This is a genomic window from Pseudomonas sp. stari2 (assembly GCF_040760005.1).
Lineage (GTDB): Bacteria > Pseudomonadota > Gammaproteobacteria > Pseudomonadales > Pseudomonadaceae > Aquipseudomonas.
Genome location: NZ_CP099760.1, coordinates 4,878,296 through 4,903,584 on the forward strand (window position 1 = coordinate 4,878,296; position 25,289 = coordinate 4,903,584).

Here is a 25,289-nt window from a genome sequence, read left to right on the forward strand (position 1 = left end):
AATCCATATACCCACGACACCTCCCGCCTTGACGCTGCGTAAACCGGTACACAAACCGGTTTTCCAGCCCAAGGAGAGAGCCTGATGATCGGTAGCGTGAGCAACTACACGAGCTACACCAGCACCAGCACCACGACGCAAAACACCCGCAGCCAGCAACTGCAAAAGGAACTGTTCGCCAAACTCGACAGCAACGGTGACGGCGCGGTGGATCAGGACGAACTGAACAGCGCCCTGTCGCAAAAATCCAGTGACGGTTTGCTGGTCAACCTGAGCAAACAATTCGGCGATCTGGACAGCGACAGCAGCGGCAGCCTCAGCGCCGAAGAAATGGCCGCCATGGCGCCACCGCCGCCACCCGACCACGTACAAGCCCCCAACACTGACCTGGCCGACGCCCTGATCAAAGCCCTGGACACCGACGGCGACGAACTGAGCAGCGGCCTGACCAGCGCCGGCAGCACCGCCGACAGCAGCAAAATTTTCTCCGCCCTGGACAAGAACAAGGACGGCGTCGTCAGCCAGGACGAACTCACTGCCAGCCTCACCCCGCCACCGCCACCACCTCGGGTTTCCGGTGACGAACTGTTCAGTCAGCTCGATGCGGACGGCGACAGCAATGTGACGGCGACCGAACTGAGCAGTGCGCTGCAGGCCAGCGACAGCACCTCGTCCTCCAACAGCGACACCAGCGCGGTGCTGCTCAAAGTGCTGGATAGCGACAGCAGTGGTGGCGTGAGCAGTGATGAATTGAAGGCCGAGTTACAGGCGGGACGCCAGCGTCCGAGCGATGAACAGACTGCCAGTACCACTCAAACCACGACCGAAGCGTTGAACCGGATGATTGCCAATCTAAGCAAGCAGTATTCGCTCGATAGTACGGCGTCGGTGGGCAAGTATTTGAATGTGGCGACGTGAGGTAATCCAAAAACAGGATGAGCGTTAGCTCGACAACGCTTTTGTTCTTGATCCACCCGCCCCTTCGGAAGGCTGAGTGGAGGTGTTCATCCGGGGATTGGCACGTAGTGCCGTGCGGCAAAGCCGAACTCATCGACGAAGTCGATGCCCCCGGAGGAACACCGGAGCGAAGGAACCCGAGCCTGCGAGGGCCGAACGCCGGGGCGAGCGTTTTTTGCTTACTTTTTCAGGCGCTTGTAAAAAAGTGAGTCGCCGTAAGGGCGAAACCATAAGCCGCCGTTACCGAAGAAACGGATATGTACACAATTAACCCAGAGCCTGGCCGGCCCCAAGGCCGCCAAGCCCCACCGTCAACGCCGATCCTCAACCCGCCCCTGACTCTTGCTCCAATCCGTCAACAAACTATAAGCCACCGCCAAAAGCGTAGGCCCGATAAACAACCCGATAAACCCGAACGCAATCAACCCGCCAAACACCCCGAGCAACACAATCACCAACGGCAGATTCCCGCCACGGCTGATCAGATACGGCTTGAGCACGTTGTCCACGCCACTGATGATGAACGTCCCCCAGATCCCGAGAAACACCGCCATCCCGTACTCGCCCTTCCAGGCCAGCCAGGCCGTGGCCGGAATCCACACCAGCGGCGGCCCCATCGGAATCAGGCTGAGCAGGAACGTCACGATCCCCAGCACCAAAGCCCCCGGCACTCCGGCAATCAGGAACCCGATCAGCGCCAGGATCGCCTGCGCCGCCGCCGTACCGATCACCCCGTTCACCACCCGCTGCACCGTACCGGCCACCAGTTCGATGTAATACCCGGCACGGTCGCCGATCAAGCGCTCCAGCAGGCTGTGCACGAACGCCGCCAGCCGCGGCCCGTCACGGTAGAAAAAGAACACGAAGACAATGCTCAGGGTCAGCTCGAGAATCCCGCCGCCAATCTGCGCACTGCGCGCCAGCAGCCAGTTGCCCACCTGCCCCAGATAAGGCTTGAGCGACACCATCAGCGCCGCCCCCTGCTGATCGACACTGTTCCAGAAACCGACCAGCCGTTCTCCCACCAACGGAATCGTGCCGAGCCATGCCGGTGCTTCCGGCAGCCCGTCGACCTGCACATCCTTGATGAACACCGTGGCATCGCGCACGTGATCGGCCAGATTGAAACCCAGCCATACCAGCGGTGCCGCCACCAGCAGCATCCAGCCCAAGGTCAGGATACCTGCTGCCAGAGACTCGCGACCGCCGAGCCAGCGCGTCAGCAGACGCATCAATGGCCAACTGGCGAATGCCAGCACCGCGCCCCAGAACAGCGCCGACCAGAATGGCGCCATCACCCAGAAACTGGCGCCGAACAACACCAGCAACAGGATCTGCACCAGCAGACGATCATTATTGGGCATGTGAAATCTCGAAAAAGTCAGTCAGGCAAAGAGTAGGCGTACACGCCGCGCGTGTCCGCCAGAGACACCTTATCGCAACAGATCGATGCGCAGGCCGGCACCTTCGACATTGCCGGTTTCCATCCGTGCCGCGCGCACACCCTGCGCGATCAGCGCCTGACGCCAGGCCTCGGCCTTGGGCCCGGAGACCGTCACCCGCAACGTAGTGTCGAGGTTCAGGCCACGGGACAGCAGACGCAGCCAGGTGTCGTCGGGATCGCCGGCCAGTTTCGGCAACTTCAGCTCACCGGTGTCTTTCAACTGACGCAACAGGGTCGCGGACGTCGGCAGCAGCTCCCCCAACGGCGTGGCGGCCTCGAACTGCTCGACATGCAGATAGGCTTTGCGATTGCCGCGAGTGATGCTGTACAGCGCCACCAGCGTGTTGTCGCGAGGTGCCGCAAGTCTCAGCAACAGATAGGCCTGCTGCTCGTCGGCGCCGTACAGCTTGGCATTGCCGAACACTTCATTGGCCCACAGGCTGCTTTCGCCACAATCCCTGGCCTGACACCAGAACAACAGTTCGGCGTCCTGTTTTTGCAGGGCCTCGCGGGCGACGGTGAAGGCTTCATTGGCAGAATGTTCGGGCGGCAATTCGTAGGTGACCGAGGTGGTCTGCCCCCGGGCACCGACCTGACCGTCGAAACGCAACTGGCCACTGATCTTGCGGATCGAGCCCATCGGGTAAATCCGCTCCAGCGTCACGGCCGGGCGATAGTCAACGATCTGCGCATCGGCCAGACGCGGCACGATCGGCAGATCCTGACTGCCCGGCAGGTCAGCAGCGAGCAACACGGGACTGAAACAGCACAGCGCCAGCAGACTGAAAGATCGCATGGACAGGCTCATCGGATCGGCATGGCCGGGGCGCCTTTCTGGCTATTCGGGTTCGCAGCGGTGTAGAAATCCATTGTGGTTGTCTCCCATTTCAACCCGCCCAGCCTCGACAGTTGCCCGGGGCAAGTCAAGGAATGGCGAAGAACCGATTGAAACAGTCTGCGACAAGAACCGCACCCGACTCGTCATTCAGATGCAGATGGTGCCCGCCCGGCAGCTGTTCCCGGCTAAAGGGTAGACGCTCCAGCAGCTCGGGATGTTTGGCCAGCATGCCATCGGCCGCCACCACCAATTGTGCAGGACAGGCAATGCGCTGGATGAAAGCCATCGCCTGCTCCTGAGTCAGACGCAGTGGCGATGGCAGGGTGAGACGGTTGTCGGTGCGCCAGGTGTAACCGCCGGGCACCGGCATCAGGCCGCGTTGCGCCAGCAGTTCGGCGGCCTCACGACTGACCGCCACCAGGCCTTTCATGCGCACTTCGATGGCCCGGTCGAGGGAGGCGTAGACCGGTTTGCGTTTTTCACGCAAATCAAGCTGTGCCTGAAGGGCCATGCCCATGCGTTCGGCGGCGTTTTCGCCTTTATCTGTAGGAGGAATCACCCCGTCGATCAATGCCAGATGGGTGATGCGCTCCGGCAACGACCCCGCCAGCACCAGCGAAACAATTGCCCCCAGCGAATGCCCGAGCAGACCGAAGCGCTGCCAGCCCAGTTGTTCGGCGACTTGCAGCACGTCATGGGCGTAGTCCCACAGCGCGTAACCTGCGCCGACCGGGCGATGCCCCGAATGACCATGACCGGCCATGTCCAGCGCAACAATGCGCAAGCCTTTAAGCTTCGGCGCCAGGCGAGCGAAGCTGTTGGCATTATCCAGCCAGCCATGCAGGGCAATCACCGGCAACCCGTCTTCCGGGCCGAAAATGTGCGCTGCCAGTTCGATATGCGGCAGGCTCAGGCGCACTTCTTCGACCGACGGGCTCATGCGCAATCCTTGTGCTGGCGATTTTCCCAGCGAGAGAACAGGTTCTTCAGCAGCTGCGCAGTATCCTGCGGCCGCTCAAGGGGAAACATGTGACCGCCAGGCACGGTCAGCGACTCGCCCTGAGGCAGACGCCCGACGAACCGGGTGTGATGGTTCATCACCACGCGACTCTTGTGCCCGCGCACCACCGCCAGAGGCACCTGAAGCTGTCGGGCTCGTCCGGGGCTGGTGTGCGGCACACCGCGATAGATGCTGATCTCGGTGGCCGGATCGAAGCGCAGGCGCAGCTTGTCGCCGACCTTGTGCAAGCCGTGTTGCAGGTAGGCGTCGAAGCACTCAGGATCGAAGCTTCGGAACAGCGTCTTGCCGGCAAAGTAGCTGCGGGCACTGTCGAGGTCGGCGAATTCTTCTCGTCGTCCCAAGGTGCGACCGGCCGGGGTGAGCTTATCGATGAAGCCAAAACGCTTGGCGGCACGGATCACCCATCGGTCGGTGCGCGTCAGCACCGGAGAATCGAGCATCACCACCCCGCGATACAGTTCTGGGCAACGTAGCGCAGCGTGCAGGTGCAGCATTCCGCCGAAGGAATGGCCAACGCCCCATACCGGCTCGTCCTGCTGTTGCAGGTGATGGATCAGCTCGTCCACCAGGTGGTACCAGTTGTCACCCGCCGGGAAACGCGGATCGTGGGCATGCTGCTCCAGATGCGTCACCCGGAACTCGGGCGCCAGCGCCGAGAACAGCTTGCCGTAGGTGCCGGAAGGGAAACCGTTGGCGTGGGCGAAGAAGATCGGTTGCGACATACGGGTAAATCCATGGGCGGTAAACGTGGCGTTGATTGTCCGTAAGACCGCGCTTCACAGCAATGACCGTAACTGCCAGGAATGATGACAGTCCGGTCAGGGCTATGACGGATCGGTCAGCGCGCCGGCGGTTGCTCGCCCAGCGGCACCACGGCCATGGTCAGCCGCGACACGCAACTGGCCTTGCCTTCATCGCTGGTCAGGCGGATGTCCCAGACGTGGGTCGTGCGGCCGATGTGGATCGGTTTGGCCACCGCCGTCACCCGTCCGCTGCGCAGGCCGCGCAGATGGTTGGCGTTGATCTCCAGACCCACGCAATAAAACTTGCTGGCATCAATGCACAGATAGCTGGCCATCGAGCCGACGGTCTCGGCCAGCACCACCGAGGCGCCGCCGTGCAACAGGCCGTAAGGCTGGTGGGTGCGGTGGTCGATCACCATGCTGGCGGTCAGAGACTCTTCGTCGAAGGACTCGAAACGGATATCCAGCACTTCGCCGATGGTGTTTTTCTGGATGGCGTTCAACTGCTCGATGTTGGGGGTGGTGCGCCACAAGGTCATCGCAGGCTTCCTTTGTTGTTTTGATCGTCGCTCAATCCTGCCACAGCACCGCCTCGCTGCGCTCGCTCCATTCTTCGAAGCGCGCGCCGTAGGTGTCTTCGATGACGTTGCGCTTGATCTTCAGGGTCGGCGTCAGGAAGCCGTTCTCCACCGCCCAACTGTCCTTGACCACCACCAGACGGCGCAGCCGTTCGTGCTTGTCGAGGACCGCGTTGACCTCCTCCAGCAGCTTTTCCAGGCTCGAATGCAGTTGCGGTCGTGCGTCTTCATGCCCGGCTGCCGAGATCACACACAGGCCCAGCGGTGCGCTCAGACCATCGCCGACCACGCAGACCTGCTCGATCCGGGTATGCACGGCGAGGCGGTTTTCAATCGGTGCCGGAGCGACGTACTTGCCTTTACTGGTCTTGAAGATTTCCTTGAGTCGCCCGGTCAGGCGCAAGCGACCCTCGGCGTCCTGTTCGCCCTTGTCGCCGGTGCGCAGGAAGCCGTCGACGGTCAGGGTCTCGGCGGTTTTCTGCGGTTCCTTGAAATAGCCCAGCATGTTGGCCTGGCTACGCACCTGCACTTCGCCGGACTCGTCGATTCGCACCTCGACGTCAGGACACGGCCGGCCGATCCAGCCCTCCTTGTATTGCCCCGGCAGGCAGATGTGCGAATAGCCGCAACTCTCGGTCATGCCGTAGACCTCCAGCACGTCGAGCCCGAGTTTCTGATACCAGCGCAACAAGGTCAGCGGCACCGGCGCCGCACCGGACAGCGCCACGCGCAGGGCATCCAGCCCTAACCCGGCCAGCACCTTGTGGCCGATCCGTTTGCCTATAAAGGGCAGACCGAGGAGAAAATCCAGGCGTTTCGCCGGGATCTTGCTGTAGACGCCCATCTGGAATTTGGTCCAGATCCTCGGCACGCCAAACATCGCCGTCGGCCGCGCCCGTCTCAGATCGTCGAGAAAAGTATCGAGACTCTCGGCAAAGAAAACGGTTTGCCCGGTATAGATCGACGCCAGCTCGACGAACATCCGTTCGGCCACATGACACAGCGGCAGATAGGACAGCAGCCGATCGTTTTCATTGAGGCCGAACAATTGCGTGCCGCGAGTCGTTGCGAATCCGAGGTTGGCAAAACTGTGCATCACGCCTTTGGGCAGGCCAGTGGTGCCGGAAGTGTAAATGATGGTCGCCAGTTGCTCGGCGGCAGGTCGCGGGTCGTCCTGGATCGGTGAATAACGTTGCAGGTCGCCCCAGTTGAAATCGAACTCGCCCGGTGGGTGCAGTGGCAGGCTGATGGTTGGCAGATCCGCCGGCACCCCGACCGACATCCCCGGCCAGTCATCCAGTTTGCCGATGAACGCCAGCACGCTTTCCGAATGAGTGAGGACCTGATTGACCGAGTCGGCTGTGAGATTGGGATAGAGCGGCACCGAAACATGGCCGGCCATCCAGATCGCCAGGTCGACGATGATCCAGTGGGCGCAGTTTTTCGAGATCAGCGCGATGTGGCTGCCCTGGGGCAACTCCCGGGAGCGCAGCCAGTGCGCGGCGCAGCGGGCCTGATGGCCGACGTCGGCCCAGGTCAGCGTCTCGACCTGCCCACCGCCGACGGGTTGCACCAGAAAGCGTTGGCGCGGGTGCCGGGCCTCGCGTTCGTAGAACACGTCCAGCGGTAATCGAAAAGCAGCAGACATGCGACTCGCTCCTTTCTTTTAGGGTTGGAGCAAGCGTAGCCAACCAAGCAAGTGCTTGGTTGACTATTTCATACAAAAAATTTCACGGATGCTTGAGGCTGTTGAGCGTCATCGAGCCGATCAGCAACTCGCTGTGCTCAAGCTCGGCAAGCCCGGCGGTGCTGACTTTTTCCGGCGGATAGCCGGCACCGTGTTGCAGGTAGCTGAGCAGATTTCCCACCAGCGGATTGTGACTGACCAGCAGCACATTGCTCACCGACACCAGTTGTTCGGCGACGCGGTCCGGATCGACTTCCGGGGTCAACCATTCGACTGTGCGGATCTCCGGTTCGAACCCCAGCGCCTCGCGCACCAGTTGCGCAGTCTGCTGTGCCCGCAGGTATGGGCTGGCGTAGATCGCCGTCAGTGGCTGGCCCATCAAGCGGGCCGCGCTGCTGAGCACTTCCTTGCGGCCATGAGCGGTCAGCTCCCGCTCGGAATCGGGGCGCGAGCCATAGGGCTCGGCCTCGCCGTGACGCAATACCCAGAGTTTCATAGCTTGGGTTCCTCATCCCGGGCCGGATGCGGTGCCGGCGCGACGACGTGTGGCGCTTCACCTTCCGGGGTACGCGGCGCCGGCCAGTCGGCGAACGGCCAGGGTTTCTGGTCGCTGTGGAAACTGCCGAACCGGCCGATCTGGGCCAGGAACTGGCTCAGGCTGTCGCCGAAATTCATCAGGCTGGCGCTCGGGGCGCCATAGATCAAACGATAGATCAGTTGCACCAGTACCACCGCGCCGAGGATGAACTGCGCCACCTGCCAGACCAGGATGTAGACGATCATCCACAACACCCGCAGCAGGATGGATTCGTACTTGGCTTCGGTTTTCGGATCGTTCATGTCTAGCTCCCCTGCCCTGAAATAAAAGGCAATCAGTTGAAACCACTGGTGGAAATGAAGTCGACGTCAGTCTTCGGCTCGGCGCGCATCAACAGGCCGATCACCTGTTCCAGCGTGCGCCCTTCGAACAGGATCGCGTGCAGCCCGGCGACCAGCGGCATGTACACGCCAACCTCCTGGGCCTTGGCCTTGAGCACTTTCAGGGTATTGACCCCTTCGGCCACTTCACCAAGACGCGAGACTGCTTCATCGAGGCTCAAACCCTGACCGAGTGCAAAACCGACCTGATAGTTGCGGCTCTTCGGCGACGAGCAAGTGACGATCAGGTCGCCGACCCCGGCCAGACCGAGGAAGGTCATCGGGTTGGCGCCCTGATTCACCGCAAACCGGGTCATCTCGGCCAGGGCGCGAGTGATCAGCATGCTCTTGGTGTTCTCGCCCATCTCCAGCGCCACAGCCATGCCGGCGATGATCGCGTAGACGTTTTTCAGTGCACCGCCCAGCTCCACGCCGAAGCGGTCGGCACTGGCATAGACACGGAAAGTGCGACCATGCAGCGCGGCCTGCACTTCTTTGCACAGTTCTTCGTCCTCACTGGCGACCACCGTGGCGGTCAGCGCGTGCTCGGCGATTTCCCGCGCCAGGTTCGGCCCGGACAGCACGCCGATGCGCGCCTGCGGGGCGATTTCTTCGAGGATCTGGCTCATCAGTTTGAAGGTGTGGGCTTCGATGCCCTTGGTCAGGCTGACCAGCATCTTGCCGCTCAGACGCTCGGCATGCGCCGCCAATACCGTGCGCAGTGCGCTCGATGGCAACGCGACGAAGCACAACTCGCAGGCATCGAGGGTTTCCTGCAGGTCGGTGACGGCCGTCACGCCCGGCAGAATCTTGATGCCCTTGAGATAACGCGGGTTCTCGCGATTGACCCGGATGGCCTCGGCCTGTTCGGGGTCACGCATCCACTGCCGGACTTGATGGCCGTTCTCGGCCAACAGATTGGCCACGGCGGTACCGAAACTTCCGCCTCCCAGGACCGCAATCGGGCGCTGTTCAGTCATATGTAATCCGTTAATCCATACCAGTGGCGATGCGGGCATTATACGGAGCGGCCCCTTCTCGGACAGCCCCGGCGTCAATTACCCGCACTTGTAGGAAGAAGACCAATAAAACCGAGGAAAATGCCCGCAACGTGACTGGAAAAGTCACTGTCCTCGGTTAACATGCGCGCCAATTCTTTGCTATCAAGGCCGCGTCGTGTTTTCTGGCACTCCCTCCCCGCGTTCGTCCCTGCTGCTGGCGCTGCTGTTCAGCCCGATGTTGCTGGCGGACGACCTGTTTCTCGACAGCGAGGCCTTGCCCCAGATCCTCACGGCCACGCGCCTGAAACAGTCGCCGGCGGAAGTCCCCGGCAGCATGACCGTGATCGACAGCGAACTGATCAACGCCAGCGGTGCCCGGGACATCAGCGAACTGCTGCGCCTGGTGCCCGGCATGATGGTCGGCAACATCAGCGGCAATCAGGCGGTGGTGAACTATCACGGCACCAACGCCACCGAAGCGCGGCGCATGCAAGTGCTGATCGATGGCCGCTCGGTGTACCGCGCCGGCCTGGCCACGGTGGACTGGAGCGACATCCCGGTGGCCATGGAAGACATCGAACGCATCGAAGTTTTTCGCGGCCCGAACACCGTCAGTTACGGCGCCAACGCGCTGATGGCGGTGGTCAACATCATCACCCGCAACCCGGCCGACAGCCACGGCACACGGCTGAAAATCACCCGTGGCCAACGGGGCATCAACGACTTCTATGCCAGCCAGGGAACGGGTTGGAATGGCGGAGACCTGCGCCTGTCGCTGTCCGGCCAGGAAGATGACGGCTTTGACAGCGACCGCACCGGCGCCGATTACCGCGACAGCCGACGCTTGAACCGCTTCAGCCTTGCCGTGAGCCAGGCCCTCAGCGATAACCAGAGCGTGGACTGGCAGCTCAACGCCAAAGACGGAACCAACCAGCGACCTTACACCTACCGTCCGGTGTTCTCCGGGATTACCGCTGCCGGGAACAATTCCGACGTGATCGCCAAGGATTACGCCGGCTCGGTGCGCTGGAACCTGGACATCAACCCCGATCACAGCCTTTATGTACAAGGCTCGGCGCAACACTGGGATCGCCAGCAGACCTGGCGCGCCTGCGATGCTGAAGTGTCCTTCAGTCCGCAACTCACAGAGCTGTGGCAACTCAATCCGAACTACACCGAACAACTGGCGCGCAACATCACCCGCTACACCGGACCCGGTGCTGCGCCCGGCACGCCAACGGAAATGGCCCTGGCCAATCAGGTGCTCGATCAATGGCGCAATGGCGCCAGCCGGACCCTGTGCGGCGATATCGACCAGAGTGCCCGGGAATCGCGCTATGACCTGGAATTGCAGGACACCCTCAGCCTGTCCGACAGTCTGCGTCTGGTCAGCGGCCTGAACTATCGTTACGACCGGGCCGATTCTGAGACCTATTTCAACGGAACGCTGGACGACACCACGTGGCGCGCCTTTGGCCAACTGGAATGGCGCGCCAGCGAACACTGGTTGTTGCAGGGCGGCGCCATGTTTGAAAACACTCAACTGATCGGCAGTTCGCTGACGCCCAGGTTTGCCGTCAATTACCTGATCAGCCCGCGCCACAGCCTGCGCGCGGTGTACTCGGAAGCGATTCGCTCGCCGGACATGTTCGAGAACAACGTCAACTGGAGTTATCAGGTGACCAACCTGCGCCCCTCCGCCTATGGCCAGTCTTCGGCCCGTTACTTCGTCAAGACCCGGGGCCCCGGCGATCTGGACCAGGAGCACATGCGCTCGCGGGAACTCGGCTACAACGGCTTTTTCCCCGAGTGGGGCCTGGCGCTCGACGTGAAGCTGTTCTATGACGAAATCACCGGGATGATCAGCGAGCCGCTGCGCAACAATCAGTACATCGCCAGCAACGCCAACGACTCGCGCTTTCGCGGCACCGAAACCCAGCTGGACTGGCGCCTGAGTGCGGCCGATCGGCTGCGCCTGACTTACGCCTACGTCGATGCCGAGGCGAGCAACCCGCTGGACCAGAAGTTCACCGCGCGCAACAGCGGCTCGGCCGGCTGGCTGCGCGACTGGGGTCAGGGCTGGAACAGCGCCCTCTTCTATTACGGTGACAACGCACTCAACGGCTATCGCTTCGAGCGGGTCGACACGCGCATCGCCAAACGCATCCCGCTGGGCAAGGCTCAACTGCAACTGGCCGGGGTGCTGCAACAGCGTCTGGACAATGAGCCGACCACGTTCGTCGACAACAATTACGACGAACGCCGAGTGATGTATTTCAGCGCCGAACTGGAGTTCTAGGATGCGCTACGCCCTGTCACGGAAGATGCCAACCGCCGGCCAATGGCTGGTCGGGTTGTGCCTGTTCCTGACAGCCTGGCTGCACGGCGTGGCGGTGCAGGCGGCCGATATTCTGCTGACTGGCGCCGAGGAAAGCCCCGGCGTGCAATCGTTCGTGCAGGCCCTGAGCGAGCTGCGCCCCACCGACCGCGTACATTTCCAGCCACTGGCGAGCCTGCCGGCGCCGGGCAAGTTGCCGTCCAGCCTGCGCCTGATTCTTCTGGACCTGCCGAGCCTCGACTGGCGCATGCAGGAATCCCAGGGGCCGGCGACGCTGGTCCTGCGCATCAGCCGCTTGCAGGCCCGACAGCGCTTCGGCACCGCCCAACCGCCCCACTTGAGTCTGCTGTGGAGCGATCCGCCGCTGAGTCGCCAGTTGCAGTTGATCCGGCGGATCCTGCCTCAGGCTCAGCGAGTCGGCGTGCTGTTCGATCAGCACAGCGAGTTCCTGCTCAAGGAGCTGCAATCGGCCGCCCGGCCGCTGAATCTGCAAATCGTCCCGCAGCGCTGGGATAACACCCATGACAGCCGCCCCTTGCAGACCGTGCTGAAAAACAGCGATGTGCTGCTGGGCCTTGACGACCCCGACCTGTACAACCCGAAAACCGCGAAAAACCTGCTGCTCAGCAGCTATTCGCGACAACTGGCGCTGATCGGTCCGAACGTTTCGTTCGTGCGCGCCGGCAGCCTCGCCAGCACTTACAGCGACCAGAGCGATTGGCTGGCGGTGCTCGACGAATTGCTCGACCGACCACCGACCACCTGGCCGAGAGAGCTCTATCCCGAGCGCTTTAAAGTATCAAGCAATGCGCAGGTGGCTCGTTCATTAGGAATAGAACCGATGAACGAAGCGTCTGTTGCCGAAGAGTTGGCCCAAGGAGAGCGCCGCCCATGATTTTCCGCCGTTGGGACATCAATACCCGCACCCAGTTGATCAGCCTGGGCCCTGCGCTGTTGCTGACCTTGCTGCTGATCAGTTTTTTCACCTTCGTGCGCATCCAGGATTTGCGTCAGGAGCTGAATCACACCGGCCAACTGATCGCCAACCAGCTCGCGCCAGCTACCGAGTACGGTGTGATTTCCGGCAACAACGAGGTGTTGGAAAGCCTGCTGAAAGCCACACTGGCCACGCCGAATGTGCGGTTCCTGGAAATCCAGGACAGCGCCAACCGGATTCTGGCGTATGTGGAACAACCGTCGGACATCCATAAGCGCCCGCATCAGGTCGAAGTGTTCCAGTCACCGGTGCGGCTGCAACGGATTGCCTTGCACAATGATTTCTTTCAGGACGGCAAGACCAATAACGGCGGTGCCAGCGAGGATTATCTGGGGCGGGTGATCGTCGGTCTGTCCAACGATGCATTCAGTCAGCGCCAACAGGAGATCCTGCTCAAGGCCGGGATCCTGGCGCTGTTCGCCCTGCTCTTCACCTTCGTTCTGGCGCGGCGCCTGGCCGGCAGCCTGTCGCAGCCGATCCGCGATATTGGCGATGCGGTCAAGGCGATTCAGGACGGTGACTACAAGACTCCATTGCCGATTGTCGATGACACCGAGCTGGGGGCTTTGTCGCAGCACATCAACAACCTTGCCCAGGCACTGGAACAGGCCAGTCGCGAACAGCACCAGGCCATGGCGCAACTGATCCAGACACGCGAAGAGGCGGAAAAGGCCAACAACGCCAAGTCGGACTTCCTGGCCATGATGAGCCATGAACTGCGCACTCCGATGAATGGTGTCCTGGGCATGCTGCAATTGCTGGAAACCACCGACATGACCGAGGAGCAGGTCGAGTACGCGGCGCTGGCTTCCGAGTCCACCGAGCATTTGCTCAAGGTGATCAACGACATTCTGGATTTCTCGCGCATCGAGCGTTCGGAACTGGAACTGGAGCACATCCCGTTCAACCTCGCCGACTTGATCGGCGCGTGTGCGCAGTCGTTCCAGCACAGCGCGGCGCAACGTGGCCTGGAGTTGCAACTGCGGATTCCTGAAGACTTGCGCGGCTTGCAGGTACAGGGCGATCCGACGCGGATCCGGCAGATTCTGGTCAATCTGGTGGGCAATGCACTGAAGTTCACCGAACAGGGGCGCGTCAGCATCGAGGCGCAGTGGCAATCGCTGGATCACGAATTGCTGTGGTTCACCTGCTCGGTGCGCGACAGCGGCATCGGGATTTCTTCCGAAAGCCTGGAATTGATGTTCAACGCGTTCCAGCAGGCCGACAGCTCGATTTCGCGTCGTTATGGCGGGACCGGTCTGGGCTTGCCGATTGCCCGCACGCTGGCCGAACGCATGGGCGGCACCTTGCGCGCGCAAAGCGAAGAAGGTCGCGGCTCGGTGTTTACCCTGGAAATTCCGCTGGCTCTATATAAGCAGGCATTGCCGATGCTGGCAGCGCCGCGGGCAATCGATGGCAATGCACACGGCGAAGGCCGCAATGTCCTGCTGGTGGAGGACAACCCGGTTAACCAGACGGTGATCGAAGCCATGCTGCGCAGCCTGGGCTTCACTGTCAGCGTCGCCACCGATGGCATGCAGGCTGTTCGCAGTGCCGGTGGCAGTCGTTACGAAGCGATCCTGATGGATTGCCGTTTGCCGATCATCGATGGTTACGAAGCGACCCGACAGATCCGCCGCCTGCCCGGCTGCGGCCATGTTCCGATCATCGCCCTGACGGCCAACGCGTTGCAGGGCGACCGGGAAAACTGCCTGTCGGCGGGGATGAATGATTACCTGGCCAAGCCGTTCAAACGTAATGACCTGCAGCAGATTCTGCAGCGCTGGGTGCAGTAGGGAGGCCCTTTCGAGCATCTGCGACTGGCGTGAAAAGCGAAAGTGCGGCAGTCTTAGGCACCCGAACGAGCCTCAAAAGGGGCTTGAATAAAAATTTCAGTGCACAAGTGTACATTCATGTCCTTGGTGCTGTGACTTTCACCACAACGCAATAGTCTATGAGTAGGCTGCCGGTTCGAGGCATGAACGCGTCGATCGGTCGGGAAGATTTGCCCCACCTGCCGCATGGGATTATTGAGGAGCTCGCATGACCAAACAAAACGCCTTTACTCGGGAAGACCTGCTGCGCTGCAGTCGCGGTGAGCTGTTCGGCCCAGGTAACGCGCAACTGCCCGCCCCGAACATGCTGATGGTGGATCGCATCACCCTGATCAGCGAAGAAGGCGGCAAGTACGGCAAAGGTGAATTGGTCGCCGAGCTGGATATCAACCCTGACCTGTGGTTCTTCGCTTGCCACTTCGAGGGTGATCCGGTGATGCCGGGCTGCCTGGGTCTGGACGCCATGTGGCAACTGGTCGGTTTCTTCCTGGGCTGGCAAGGCCTGCCGGGCCGCGGCCGTGCGCTGGGTTCGGGCGAAGTGAAGTTCTTCGGACAGGTCCTGCCGACCGCCAAGAAAGTCACCTACAACATTCATATCAAGCGCGTCCTCAAAGGCAAGCTGAACCTGGCCATCGCCGACGGTTCGGTGACTGTCGACGGTCGCGAAATCTACACCGCCGAAGGCCTTCGCGTCGGCGTGTTCACCTCCACTGACAACTTCTAAGGGTTATTCGCATGCGCCGCGTCGTTATCACTGGTCTGGGCATTGTTTCGTGCCTGGGCAATGACAAAGAGACCGTCTCCGCTAACCTGCGTGCAAGCCGCCCTGGCATCCGGTTCAACCCGGAATACGCCGAAATGGGTCTGCGTAGCCAGGTTTCCGGCTCCATCGACCTCAACCTTGAAGAACTGATCGATCGCAAGATCTATCGCTTCGTCGGCCACGCAGCGGCTTACGCCTACCTGGCCATGAAAGACGCCATCACCGATTCCGGTCTGACCGAAGAGCAGGTATCCAACCCGCGTACCGGCCTGATCGCAGGTTCCGGCGGCGCTTCGACCCTGAACCAGATGGAAGCGCTGGACATCCTGCGCGAGAAAGGCGTCAAGCGCGTCGGCCCATACCGCGTAACGCGGACCATGAGCAGCACCGTTTCGGCGTGCCTGGCCACTCCGTTCAAGATCAAGGGCCTGAACTACTCCATCGCGTCTGCCTGCGCCACCAGTGCTCACTGCATCGGTACCGCCATGGAACAGATCCAGATGGGCAAGCAGGACATCGTGTTCGCCGGTGGCGGTGAAGAGGAGCACTGGAGCCAGTCGTTCCTGTTCGACGCAATGGGCGCCCTGTCCAGCAAGCGCAACGACACCCCGGAAAAAGCCTCCCGTGCCTACGATGCCGACCGTGACGGTTTCGTCATCGCCGGTGGTGGCGGCATGGTCGTGGTCGAGGAGCTGGAACACGCTCTGGCCCGTGGCGCGAAGATCTACGCGGAAATCGTTGGCTACGGCGCGACGTCCGACGGCTACGACATGGTGGCTCCAAGCGGCGAAGGCGCCATCCGCTGCATGCAGCAGGCGCTGTCCACCGTCGATACCCCGATCGACTACCTGAACACCCACGGTACTTCGACTCCGGTCGGCGACGTCGCAGAAATGAAAGGTGTGCGTGAAGTGTTCGGCGACAAGGCCCCGGCCATCAGCTCCACCAAGAGCCTGTCGGGTCACTCCCTGGGCGCCGCCGGCGTGCACGAAGCGATTTACTGCATGCTGATGATGGAAGGCAACTTCATCGCCGGTTCCGCCAACATCGACGAACTGGACCCAGAAGTGGCCGATCTGCCGGTGCTGACCAAGACCCGCGAGAACGCCACCATCAACACCGTGATGAGCAACAGCTTCGGCTTCGGTGGCACCAATGCCACCCTCGTCCTGAAGCGCTGGGAAGGCAAGTAATTCCCTTGCGCTGAGCCGCACACGAAAACGCCCCGACTGGTTCGGGGCGTTTTTTTTCGCCTGGAGAAAGGCATTTTCAGCGGCGCCAAGATGAAACGTTTGTCATGCAACTTACCGTCCTGCGACTGAATGTCGCGGTTTATGCGGGCTCCAGCGCTGTTGCAGATTTCGCAAGAATAGATTGCACAAATCAGGCGTTTACTTAGCAGGCTAACAAATTCTATAAAAGAGGCCTGCACACGCCTTGCTGCAGATAACAGAGATTGGAGCTAGCAGATGACTGTAAAAGTAACTGAACGCGACGATTCACACATGTCCCATGAAGGCGTAGCCGCCGGCGTACGGATCTGGGATGTGCATCAACAAGACTTGCTGGTCGGCATGTTCCACAACGAGATCGACGCCCACAACTACAAGGCCGAACTGGAACTGCAAGAACGCCAGCGGGATCTGAAATCCGCCTGAATCAAAAACCACAGCATTGAAAACGACAAACCCCGCGATGAGCGGGGTTTGTCGTTGTTGGGTGCTTCAAGGGCGCTTCGCAGCCCGGTGAAACCCGCTTACCACATCAGATCATCCGGGATCACATAGGCCGCGTACGGATCGTCCTCGGCATTGACCTCTTCGACCTTCTCGTTGAGCTGCACGATGCGCTGTGGATCGCGCTCCTGAATCTTCAGGGCCGCCTCACGAGGAATCACTTCGTAGCCGCCGGCATGGTGCACGATCGCCAGCGAACCGCTGCTGAGCTTGTTGCGCATCAGCGTGTTGACGGAAATGCGCTTGACCTTCTTGTCGTCGACGAAGTTGTAGTAGTCCTCGGTGGTCAGCTTCGGCAGACGCGAGACTTCGATCAACTGCTTGACCTGCGCCGCACGAGCCTTGGCTTCAGCCTTCTCCTGCTGCTGACGGTTCAGCTCCTGGTCGCGCTTGACCTTCTCGGCCATGGCTTCCTGGGCAGCACGCTGCTGGGAGTCGTCCAGTTCGATCTGGCCTTTGTGGGCCAGACGCTGCTGTTTCTGTTTGTCTTTGCTGACCTGTTTGGCCTGCTTTTGGTTGACCAGTCCTGCCTTGAGCAACTGATCGCGAAGGGAAAGGCTCATTGATGCTTACTCACTTGGGCAACGGCTCAGCCGCAGCTGGGCAAATTCTTTTCCTGACGTTTGGCTTCGCCCCACAGGGCGTCCAACTCTTCGAGGGTGCAATCTTCCATGGGTCGGTGGGTGTCGCGCAATGCCTGTTCGATAAAACGGAAACGTCGCTCGAACTTGGCGTTGGCGCCACGCAATGCGGTTTCCGGATCGACCTTCAGATGCCGGGCCAGATTGACCACGGAAAACAGCAGGTCACCGATCTCGTCGGCCACCGCTTGCGGGTCATTCTCAGACATGGCTTCGAGCACTTCATCAAGCTCTTCACGGACCTTGTCCAGCACCGGCAACGCATCCGGCCAATCGAAACCGACCTGCCCTGCGCGCTTCTGCAACTTGGCCGAGCGGGACAGTGCCGGCAATGCGGCGGGAACATCGTCGAGCAGCGACAGTTGCTGCGGCTCGGCGGATTTCTCGGCACGCTCTTCGGCCTTGATCTCCTCCCAGCGCTGCTTGACCTGCTCTTCGTTCAGGCGCGGCACGTCCAGCGGCGCATACAGATCGCCGGTGGGGAATACATGCGGATGACGACGAATCAGCTTGCGGGTAATGCTGTCGACCACGCCGGCAAATTCGAACCGCCCCTCTTCCCGCGCCAGCTGGCTGTAATACACCACCTGAAACAGCAGATCGCCCAACTCGCCCTGCAAGTGGTCGAAGTCGCCGCGCTCGATGGCGTCAGCGACTTCGTAGGCCTCTTCAAGGGTGTGCGGGACGATGGTCGCGTAAGTCTGCTTGATGTCCCACGGGCAACCGTACTGCGGATCCCGCAGACGGTTCATCAGGTGCAACAGGTCTTCAAGGCTATAGGTCGGTTTCATGGAGTCCGGTTACGCCGCGTCTCGATGATGTTCGGCAATTGGGAAATCCGCCCCAGCAACCGGCCCAGTGCGTCCAGTCCCGGGATCTCGATGGTCAGGGACATCAGTGCGGTGTTGTCCTCCTTGTTCGAGCGGGTGTTGACCGCCAGCACGTTGATCCGCTCGTTGAGCAGCACCTGCGAGACGTCACGCAGCAGACCGGAACGGTCGTAGGCGCGGATGACGATGTCCACCGGGTAGGTGAGCACCGGCACCGGGCCCCAGCTGACCTGGATGATCCGCTCCGGCTCGCGCCCGGCCAGTTGCAGTACCGAGGCACAGTCCTGACGGTGAATGCTCACGCCACGGCCCTGGGTGATGTAACCGACGATCGCATCGCCCGGCAACGGTTGGCAGCAGCCGGCCATCTGGGTCATCAGGTTGCCGACGCCCTGGATCTGGATGTCGCCGCGCTTGCCCGGCTTGTAGCCAGTGGCCTTGCGTGGAATCAGCTCCAGCTGTTCGTTGCCGCGCTCCGGCTCGACCAGTTGCTGCGCCAGGTTGACCAGTTGCGCCAGACGCAGGTCGCCGGCCCCGAGGGCGGCGAACATGTCTTCGGCGGTTTTCATGTTGGCCTTGTCGGCCAGCTTGTCGAAATCCACCGCCGGCAGACCGAGGCGAGTGAGTTCACGCTCGATCAGGGTCTTGCCCGCCGCGACGTTCTGGTCGCGAGCCTGCAGCTTGAACCAGTGAACGATCTTCGCCCGCGCCCGCGATGTGGTGACGTAACCGAGGTTCGAGTTCAGCCAGTCACGGCTCGGCGTGCCGTGCTTGCTGGTGATGATCTCGACCTGCTCGCCGGTCTGCAGGCTGTAGTTGAGCGGTACGATACGCCCGTTGATCTTCGCACCACGGCAGTTGTGACCGATTTCGGTGTGCACCCGGTAGGCGAAGTCCAGCGGCGTCGCGCCCTTCGGCAAGTCGATGGCGTGACCGTCCGGGGTGAAGATGTAGACCCGGTCCGGTTCGATATCGACCCGCAGCTGTTCAGCGAGGCCACCGATGTCGCCCAGCTCTTCGTGCCACTCGAGCACCTGACGCAGCCAGGAGATTTTCTCTTCGTAGTGATTGGAGCCGGATTTGACGTCGGTGCCCTTGTAGCGCCAGTGCGCGCAGACGCCGAGCTCGGCTTCTTCGTGCATCGAATGCGTACGAATCTGGACTTCCAGCACCTTGCCTTCCGGCCCGATCACCGCCGTGTGCAGCGAGCGGTAGCCGTTCTCTTTCGGGTTGGCGATGTAGTCGTCGAACTCTTTCGGGATGTGCCGCCACAGGGTGTGGACAATGCCGAGCGCGGTGTAGCAGTCGCGCATTTCCGGCACCAGCACCCGCACCGCACGAACGTCGTAGATCTGGCTGAACTCCAGACCCTTGCGCTGCATTTTGCGCCAGATCGAATAGATATGTTTGGCCCGGCCGCTGATGTCGGCGTCGACGCCGGTGGCCTGCAATTCGTCCTTGAGCTGGGTCATCACGTCAGCGATGAAACGCTCACGGTCGAGCCGCCGCTCGTGCAGCAACTTGGCAATCTGTTTGTATTGGTCGGGTTCCAGGTAACGGAAGGACAAGTCCTCCAATTCCCACTTGATATGGCCAATGCCGAGTCGGTGGGCGAGCGGTGCATAGATGTCGAAGACTTCCCGCGCAACCCGGTTGCGCTTTTCGTCGTCGGCGGTTTTCACCGCGCGGATCGCACAGGTACGTTCGGCGAGTTTGATCAGCGCGACGCGTACGTCGTCGACCATCGCCACCAGCATCTTGCGCAGGTTTTCCACCTGGCCCTGGGTACCCATCACCATCGACTGGCGCGGGCTGAGGCTGGCGCTGATCGCGGCCATGCGCTGCACGCCATCAATCAGTTTGGCGACCACCGGGCCGAAGCGCTGGCTGACCGCTGACAGTTCGATCTGGCCTTCGCGCACGCCACGGTAAAGCACCGCCGCGACCAGCGAATCCTGATCGAGCTTGAGGTCGGCGAGAATCTCCGCGATCTCGAGGCCGGTGCTGAAGCTGCCGCTGCCTTCGGACCAGAGATTCTTCGCCGCGTTGGACTGTTGCTCGGCCTGTCGAGCGTACTCACAGGCCTCCTTCAAGGCTTCGCGATCCAGTGCCAGATCGACACTGACCGCATGATCGAGCCAAGCCTCGAGATTGATACTGCCGTCGGTGTTGATCGGCTGGTGTGCTCTCACCTGTACCATCTTGCTTTACCTTCCCTACGACGCAGACTCAATGCGTCAAATCACTGACCTTGATTGCCCGTCCGCACTCGCGGGGCTAAGACGAGTGCTGCACGGACCGATCAGTCGGATCAGACGAGCCATCCTAGCTCGCTTCAAATAACGCCATGGCCTCGACATGTGCCGTCTGAGGAAACATATCGAGAATCCCGGCACGTTTTAACCGGTAGCCCTGCTTGATCAATTCGACCGTATCGCGCGCCAGAGTTGCAGGGTTGCACGACACATACACCAACCGCTCGGCACCCAGGGTCGCGAGCTTGCGCACTACCTCGAAAGCACCGTCACGCGGTGGGTCCAAGAGTACCGCAGAAAAGCCGTTTCCGATCCATTCGGCATCGGTCAAAGGCTGGGATAAATCGGCCTGAAAAAACTTTGTGTTATGCAAATTGTTACTGGCAGCGTTGGCGGCGGCGCGATCGACCATGGTCTGCACGCCTTCGACCGCCACCACTTCGCGCACGGTTTTGGCCAGCGGCAAGGCAAAGTTGCCGAGACCACAGAACAGGTCGAGCACGCGCTCATCGGCGGTCGGTTTCAACCAGTCCAGCGCCTGGGCGACCATGGCCTCGTTGACCCTGGCATTGACCTGAATGAAATCCCCCGGCCGCCAGGCCAGCTCCAGACCCCACTGTTCCAGGCGATAGCCCAGCGACTGCGTAGTATCGACCGGTTGCGGCCCGTCTTCGCCGTGCAGCCACAACTGCGCCTGATGGAATGCGCAAAAATCCGTGAGGATCATCAGGTCGGCCTCGGACAGCGGCGCCATGTGACGCAGCAGAACGGCCAGGGACGAGCCACTGAATAATTCCACATGACCCAGCGCCTGAGGTTTGCTCAGGCGACGGAGCATCTCCGGCAAACGGGTCATGATCGGTTGCAAGGGCTGTACCAGCACCGGGCATTCGCTGATTGCCACAATGTCCTGGCTGCCAGCAGCGCGGAAACCGACTTCGAGCGTTTTGGCCTTGCTGTCCCAGCGCACGGCAATCCGGGCACGGCGACGGTAGCCGAACTCCGGGCCGGTCAACGGTGCAGCCCACTCTTCAGGCTCGACACCGGCAACTCGTGACAGCTGCTCGGCAAGCATGCGCTGTTTCAGGGCAAGCTGTTCGTCGTGGGGCAAATGCTGGACGCTGCAACCGCCGCAGCGACCGGCGTGCTGACAAGCTGCGGGGCGGCGTAATTCGCTGGCGGTGAACACACGCTCGGTGCGCGCCTCGACCACTTTGCCGTGGGCGCCAAGCACCCGCGCCTCGACCTCTTCACCGGCAAGGGCGCCGAGGACGAACCAGGTCTTGCCTTCAAAAAACGCGATACCGCGACCGTCATTGGCCAGGCGCTCGATCTTCAAGCGCTGCTTTTTGCCGGTCGGGAGTTGCGGGGCCTTGCTGCCGCCGGTGGGCTGGAAGCGCAGGCCTCTCTCGTGCTTGGCCATCAGTTGGGCGCGTCGAAAATGCCGGTCGACAGGTATCGGTCGCCACGGTCACAGATGATCGCAACGATCACCGCGTTTTCAACTTCTTTGGACAGGCGCAGCATCGCTGCCACCGCACCGCCCGAGGACACGCCGCAGAATATGCCTTCTTCGCGGGCCAGACGGCGGGTGACGTCTTCGGCTTCGCTTTGTGCCATGTCGACGATGCGGTCGACGCGGTCGGCCTGATAAATCTTTGGCAGGTATTCCTGCGGCCAGCGGCGGATGCCAGGAATAGCCGAGCCTTCCATCGGTTGCAGGCCGATGATCTGCACGTTGTCGTTCTGCTCCTTGAGGTAACGCGACACACCCATGATGGTGCCGGTGGTGCCCATGGAGCTGACGAAATGGGTGATGGAGCCCTGGGTCTGACGCCAGATTTCCGGACCGGTGGTGGTGTAGTGCGCTTCAGGGTTGTCGCCGTTGGCGAACTGATCCAGCACCTTGCCACGGCCTTCGGCTTCCATCCTCTGGGCGAGATCGCGAGCGCCTTCCATGCCCTCTTCCTGGCTGACCAGAATCAGCTCCGCGCCATAGGCAGTCATCGCCGCTTTACGCTCGGCGCTGGAGTTGTCCGGCATGATCAGGATCATCTTGTAACCCTTGATCGCGGCAGCCATCGCCAGGGCGATCCCGGTGTTGCCCGAGGTCGCTTCGATCAGCGTATCGCCGGCGTGGATCTGCCCGCGCAACTCGGCACGGGTGATCATCGACAGCGCCGGACGATCCTTCACCGAACCCGCAGGGTTGTTCCCTTCGAGCTTGAGCAATAGGGTGTTGCTGGTGACACCGGGCAGGCGCTGCAAACGCACCAGCGGCGTGTTGCCGACGCAATCGGCGATGGTTGGGTACTGCAAGGTCATGGCGTTTTTCACAATCCGGACAGCGGGGGGGCCTATCATACCGGCAAACCTGCGCGGCCCATATCACGCAAAGTGTGGTGCTTATGGTTTCTTGGAATAAGCAGTAAAAGTCGCGCCAGTGGTGCGACTTTTAAACGAGTGTCAGCAGCGCTGACACTTTCTTGTGCTATTCACACAACCTGCGGGCGACACATATCCCCGGCAGTAACTGGCTTGCCAGCGAAGGCGTCGGGAGTGACGGCACTGTCATCCGCCACTAACCGCAAATTCAATCGCAATCCCGACTGGCCGTTCTCGGCCCACAGGGTCCCGCCCTGCCGCTGCACCGCATTCCTCGCAATGCTCAGCCCCAGACCGAATCCACCATCCCCCGGACGCGAACCGTCGAGTCGGGTGAACGGCGAGAAGATTCGCTCCAGATTCGCCTCGGCCACGCCACCGCCCTCGTCTTCCAGCCATAGATGCCAGTAGTCCCCGTCACGTCGGCCATCCAGTCGCACGATGCCGCCCGGTGGCGAATGACGGATTGCGTTGCGCAGGATGTTTTCCAGCGCCTGGGCCAAGGTGTTGAGATTGCCGCGCACCCAGCACGATGCGTCCACCGCACATTGCAATTTCCCTTCCGGACAGCAACTTTCGTAACAGGCGTTTTCCGTGAGCATCTCCCACAAGGCCTGGATCTGGATCGCCTCGTCCGGCAATGGTGCACGTTCAGTTTCGAGCCAGGCCAGTTGCAGGGTGTCTTCGACCAGCCGCTGCATGCCATCGACTTCGCGGCCAATGCGTTCGCGCAATGGCAACAGACCCTGTTCGCTTTCGCTGGCCACCCGCAGGCGACTCAAGGGGGTGCGCAGTTCGTGGGACAGGTCGCGCAACAATTGCTGTTGCAGGGCGATGGTCGATTGCAGGCGTTCGGACATCGAGTCAAAGGCACGGGCCAGTTCGCCGAGTTCGTCCGGGCGCTGGGTAATGCCACTCGACAGGCGCACATTCAATTGATCGGCACGCCACGCATTGGCCTGCTCGCGCAGGTTGTTGAGCGGCACCACCAGCAAGCGATACAGGCCAACACACAGCAACAGGGTGAACAGGCCGGGAATCACCCCGTTGGTGATCACCCGCCAGAACACTCGATATTTGCCCGGCAGAAACCTCTCGGGCAACTCGATGACCAGGCTGCCAGCGGCCGGCTCTGTCGGGAACGGAACACGCAGCCATGGCCGGCCCTTTTTATGAATCGGCCAATCAAGTCCACGCAAAAAAGTCAGGTGCTGGATTTCCTTTTCGTTCAGCGAATCGCTGCTCAGCGACTGCAAGTTGCCGTCGATCACACCGACCCAACCGGCTTCGCGCAATTCCATGCTCTGCAACCAACGGTCCACGCCATCACGTCGATCGCGCCGCCATGCTTCTTCGGCTTCGGTGGCATAACGGGTGAGCGTGCCGCGAGCCTCGTCGGAGAGGAACTGATTGCGTTCCTCCATATAACGGCCCCAGGACCAACTCAGCCAGATCATCAGCAGACAGAAGGCCACCAGCAGGCAGGCCAGCTTCCAGAACAGTGAATGCCGGCCCGGCAGGTCAGACACCTTCATCGACGGCGCTCAGTACGTAACCCTTTCCCCACACCGTGCGCACTTCCCGCTCGGTGTAGCCGATCGATTTGAGTTTGCGGCGGATCTGGCTGATGTGCATGTCGAGGCTGCGGTCGTGGGCCGCGTAGCCGCGCTGAAGCACGTGCTGATAAAGGAAGGCCTTGCTCAGCACCTCTTCATCATTGCGATTGAGGGTTTCGAGCAAGCGGTATTCGCTGCGGGTCAGGCCGGCGGGTTGATTGCGGTAGGACACTTCGCACTGCTCATCGTCGAAATGCAGACCGCCCGCGGCCACCGGCTCAACGCTGACGGCCGGGCGCCGGTCGAGGGCGACCCGACGCAGGATCGCTTCGATCCGCACATGCAACTCGGCCATGCTGAACGGCTTGGGCAGATAGTCGTCGGCCCCCAAACGAAAACCGCTGATGCGATCAGCCTCGGCCCCCAGCGCCGACATCAACAGCACCGGCGTGGAATGACTCTGACGCAGTTGCGTCAGCACATTCAGACCATCAAGGCCCGGCAACAGAATGTCCATCAGCACCACATCGAATGGCTGGTGCCGGGCGATGCTCAGGCCTTCGCTGCCGCTCTGGCACCAGGTGACCTGGAAGCCGCTGCGCCCCAACTGTTCGTGAACATAGGCGCCGAGAACGGGATCGTCCTCGATGGAAAGAATGCGTGGCTGACCAACAGAGACAGGATTCATGACTATCTGCAAATAATTCTCAGTTGGGCGATTATTCAAGATTGCCCGCCGCCCGGCAACCCAAGGTTGACCTGTCGG

23 protein-coding genes are annotated in these 25,289 nt (G+C 61.2%); 7 read left to right on the forward strand and 16 right to left on the reverse strand.

Annotation, left to right across the window (positions count from 1 at the left end; translation table 11 throughout):
• The first annotated feature begins 84 nt into the window (after positions 1 to 84).
• Complete coding sequence (gene xopAW / locus NH234_RS22265; protein WP_367254333.1) at positions 85 to 918, forward strand: XopAW family type III secretion system calcium-binding effector; 834 nt, start codon at positions 85 to 87, stop codon at positions 916 to 918.
• A gap of 350 nt (positions 919 to 1,268) precedes the next feature.
• On the opposite strand, the gene NH234_RS22270 is transcribed toward xopAW, so the two are convergent.
• From NH234_RS22270 to NH234_RS22310, 9 genes are all read right to left on the reverse strand, one after another.
• Entirely contained in the window at positions 1,269 to 2,321 is a 1,053-nt protein-coding gene (locus NH234_RS22270) for an AI-2E family transporter (RefSeq protein WP_085730434.1), read from the reverse strand.
• Positions 2,322 to 2,390: 69 nt separating this feature from the next.
• Positions 2,391 to 3,197: a DUF4892 domain-containing protein gene (locus tag NH234_RS22275; RefSeq protein WP_085730674.1), complete on the reverse strand. Its 807-nt coding sequence runs from the start codon at positions 3,195 to 3,197 to the stop codon at positions 2,391 to 2,393.
• 127 nt (positions 3,198 to 3,324) lie between these two features.
• Positions 3,325 to 4,179, reverse strand: a complete 855-nt coding sequence (locus NH234_RS22280) for an alpha/beta hydrolase (RefSeq protein ID WP_085730433.1) — start codon at positions 4,177 to 4,179, stop codon at positions 3,325 to 3,327.
• Complete coding sequence (locus NH234_RS22285; RefSeq protein ID WP_367254334.1) at positions 4,176 to 4,982, reverse strand: alpha/beta fold hydrolase; 807 nt, start codon at positions 4,980 to 4,982, stop codon at positions 4,176 to 4,178. The genes NH234_RS22280 and NH234_RS22285 overlap by 4 nt, the downstream gene beginning before the upstream one ends.
• A gap of 116 nt (positions 4,983 to 5,098) precedes the next feature.
• Positions 5,099 to 5,542: a hotdog fold thioesterase gene (locus tag NH234_RS22290; RefSeq protein ID WP_007957810.1), complete on the reverse strand. Its 444-nt coding sequence runs from the start codon at positions 5,540 to 5,542 to the stop codon at positions 5,099 to 5,101.
• A gap of 31 nt (positions 5,543 to 5,573) precedes the next feature.
• A complete protein-coding gene (locus NH234_RS22295) occupies positions 5,574 to 7,229 on the reverse strand; it encodes an AMP-binding protein (RefSeq protein ID WP_367254335.1) in 1,656 nt (551 codons plus the stop codon).
• 82 nt (positions 7,230 to 7,311) lie between these two features.
• Positions 7,312 to 7,764: a phosphohistidine phosphatase SixA gene (sixA, locus tag NH234_RS22300; RefSeq protein WP_007957806.1), complete on the reverse strand. Its 453-nt coding sequence runs from the start codon at positions 7,762 to 7,764 to the stop codon at positions 7,312 to 7,314.
• The gene (locus NH234_RS22305) at positions 7,761 to 8,108 is read right to left on the reverse strand and encodes a DUF4389 domain-containing protein (protein WP_102717787.1); all 348 of its coding nucleotides are present in this window, start codon (positions 8,106 to 8,108) and stop codon (positions 7,761 to 7,763) included. Before NH234_RS22305 ends, sixA begins: the two co-directional genes overlap by 4 nt.
• A gap of 32 nt (positions 8,109 to 8,140) precedes the next feature.
• Positions 8,141 to 9,166, reverse strand: a complete 1,026-nt coding sequence (locus NH234_RS22310; RefSeq protein ID WP_114884804.1) for an NAD(P)H-dependent glycerol-3-phosphate dehydrogenase — start codon at positions 9,164 to 9,166, stop codon at positions 8,141 to 8,143.
• Positions 9,167 to 9,362: 196 nt separating this feature from the next.
• Here NH234_RS22310 and NH234_RS22315 point away from each other — a divergent pair, with 196 nt between their 5' ends.
• From NH234_RS22315 to NH234_RS22340, 6 genes are all read left to right on the forward strand, one after another.
• Positions 9,363 to 11,486, forward strand: a complete 2,124-nt coding sequence (locus NH234_RS22315) for a TonB-dependent receptor plug domain-containing protein (RefSeq protein ID WP_367254336.1) — start codon at positions 9,363 to 9,365, stop codon at positions 11,484 to 11,486.
• A gap of 1 nt (position 11,487) precedes the next feature.
• Positions 11,488 to 12,420 (forward strand): ABC transporter substrate-binding protein, encoded by a 933-nt coding sequence (locus tag NH234_RS22320; protein ID WP_085730428.1) that lies wholly within the window; start codon positions 11,488 to 11,490, stop codon positions 12,418 to 12,420.
• Positions 12,417 to 14,318: an ATP-binding protein gene (locus NH234_RS22325; protein ID WP_367254337.1), complete on the forward strand. Its 1,902-nt coding sequence runs from the start codon at positions 12,417 to 12,419 to the stop codon at positions 14,316 to 14,318. The genes NH234_RS22320 and NH234_RS22325 overlap by 4 nt, the downstream gene beginning before the upstream one ends.
• 247 nt (positions 14,319 to 14,565) lie before the next feature.
• Positions 14,566 to 15,081, forward strand: a complete 516-nt coding sequence (fabA, locus tag NH234_RS22330; protein ID WP_003227150.1) for a 3-hydroxyacyl-[acyl-carrier-protein] dehydratase FabA — start codon at positions 14,566 to 14,568, stop codon at positions 15,079 to 15,081.
• Between the two features lie 11 nt (positions 15,082 to 15,092).
• Positions 15,093 to 16,313, forward strand: coding sequence for a beta-ketoacyl-ACP synthase I (fabB, locus tag NH234_RS22335; RefSeq protein ID WP_007974551.1), 1,221 nt, complete (start codon positions 15,093 to 15,095; stop codon positions 16,311 to 16,313).
• 276 nt (positions 16,314 to 16,589) lie between these two features.
• Positions 16,590 to 16,778 (forward strand): hypothetical protein, encoded by a 189-nt coding sequence (locus NH234_RS22340; RefSeq protein WP_007957795.1) that lies wholly within the window; start codon positions 16,590 to 16,592, stop codon positions 16,776 to 16,778.
• Between the two features lie 98 nt (positions 16,779 to 16,876).
• Here NH234_RS22340 and NH234_RS22345 read toward each other — a convergent pair whose 3' ends face one another.
• The 7 genes from NH234_RS22345 to NH234_RS22375 form a co-directional block, all read right to left on the reverse strand.
• Complete coding sequence (locus tag NH234_RS22345; RefSeq protein ID WP_011335479.1) at positions 16,877 to 17,419, reverse strand: DUF2058 domain-containing protein; 543 nt, start codon at positions 17,417 to 17,419, stop codon at positions 16,877 to 16,879.
• A 26-nt stretch (positions 17,420 to 17,445) separates the two neighbouring features.
• Complete coding sequence (mazG, locus tag NH234_RS22350) at positions 17,446 to 18,288, reverse strand: nucleoside triphosphate pyrophosphohydrolase (RefSeq protein ID WP_085730426.1); 843 nt, start codon at positions 18,286 to 18,288, stop codon at positions 17,446 to 17,448.
• Complete coding sequence (gene relA, locus NH234_RS22355) at positions 18,285 to 20,528, reverse strand: GTP diphosphokinase (RefSeq protein ID WP_085730425.1); 2,244 nt, start codon at positions 20,526 to 20,528, stop codon at positions 18,285 to 18,287. Before relA ends, mazG begins: the two co-directional genes overlap by 4 nt.
• Before the next feature lie 124 nt (positions 20,529 to 20,652).
• Positions 20,653 to 22,005, reverse strand: coding sequence for a 23S rRNA (uracil(1939)-C(5))-methyltransferase RlmD (gene rlmD, locus NH234_RS22360; protein ID WP_367254338.1), 1,353 nt, complete (start codon positions 22,003 to 22,005; stop codon positions 20,653 to 20,655).
• Positions 22,005 to 22,907 (reverse strand): cysteine synthase CysM, encoded by a 903-nt coding sequence (gene cysM / locus NH234_RS22365; protein ID WP_085730423.1) that lies wholly within the window; start codon positions 22,905 to 22,907, stop codon positions 22,005 to 22,007. Before cysM ends, rlmD begins: the two co-directional genes overlap by 1 nt.
• Before the next feature lie 170 nt (positions 22,908 to 23,077).
• The gene (locus NH234_RS22370; RefSeq protein WP_367254339.1) at positions 23,078 to 24,502 is read right to left on the reverse strand and encodes a histidine kinase sensor domain-containing protein; all 1,425 of its coding nucleotides are present in this window, start codon (positions 24,500 to 24,502) and stop codon (positions 23,078 to 23,080) included.
• Positions 24,489 to 25,211 carry a response regulator transcription factor gene (locus NH234_RS22375; protein ID WP_085730421.1) on the reverse strand — a complete coding sequence of 241 codons (723 nt, stop codon included), beginning with the start codon at positions 25,209 to 25,211 and terminating at the stop codon, positions 24,489 to 24,491. Before NH234_RS22375 ends, NH234_RS22370 begins: the two co-directional genes overlap by 14 nt.
• Between the last annotated feature and the right edge of the window lie 78 nt (positions 25,212 to 25,289).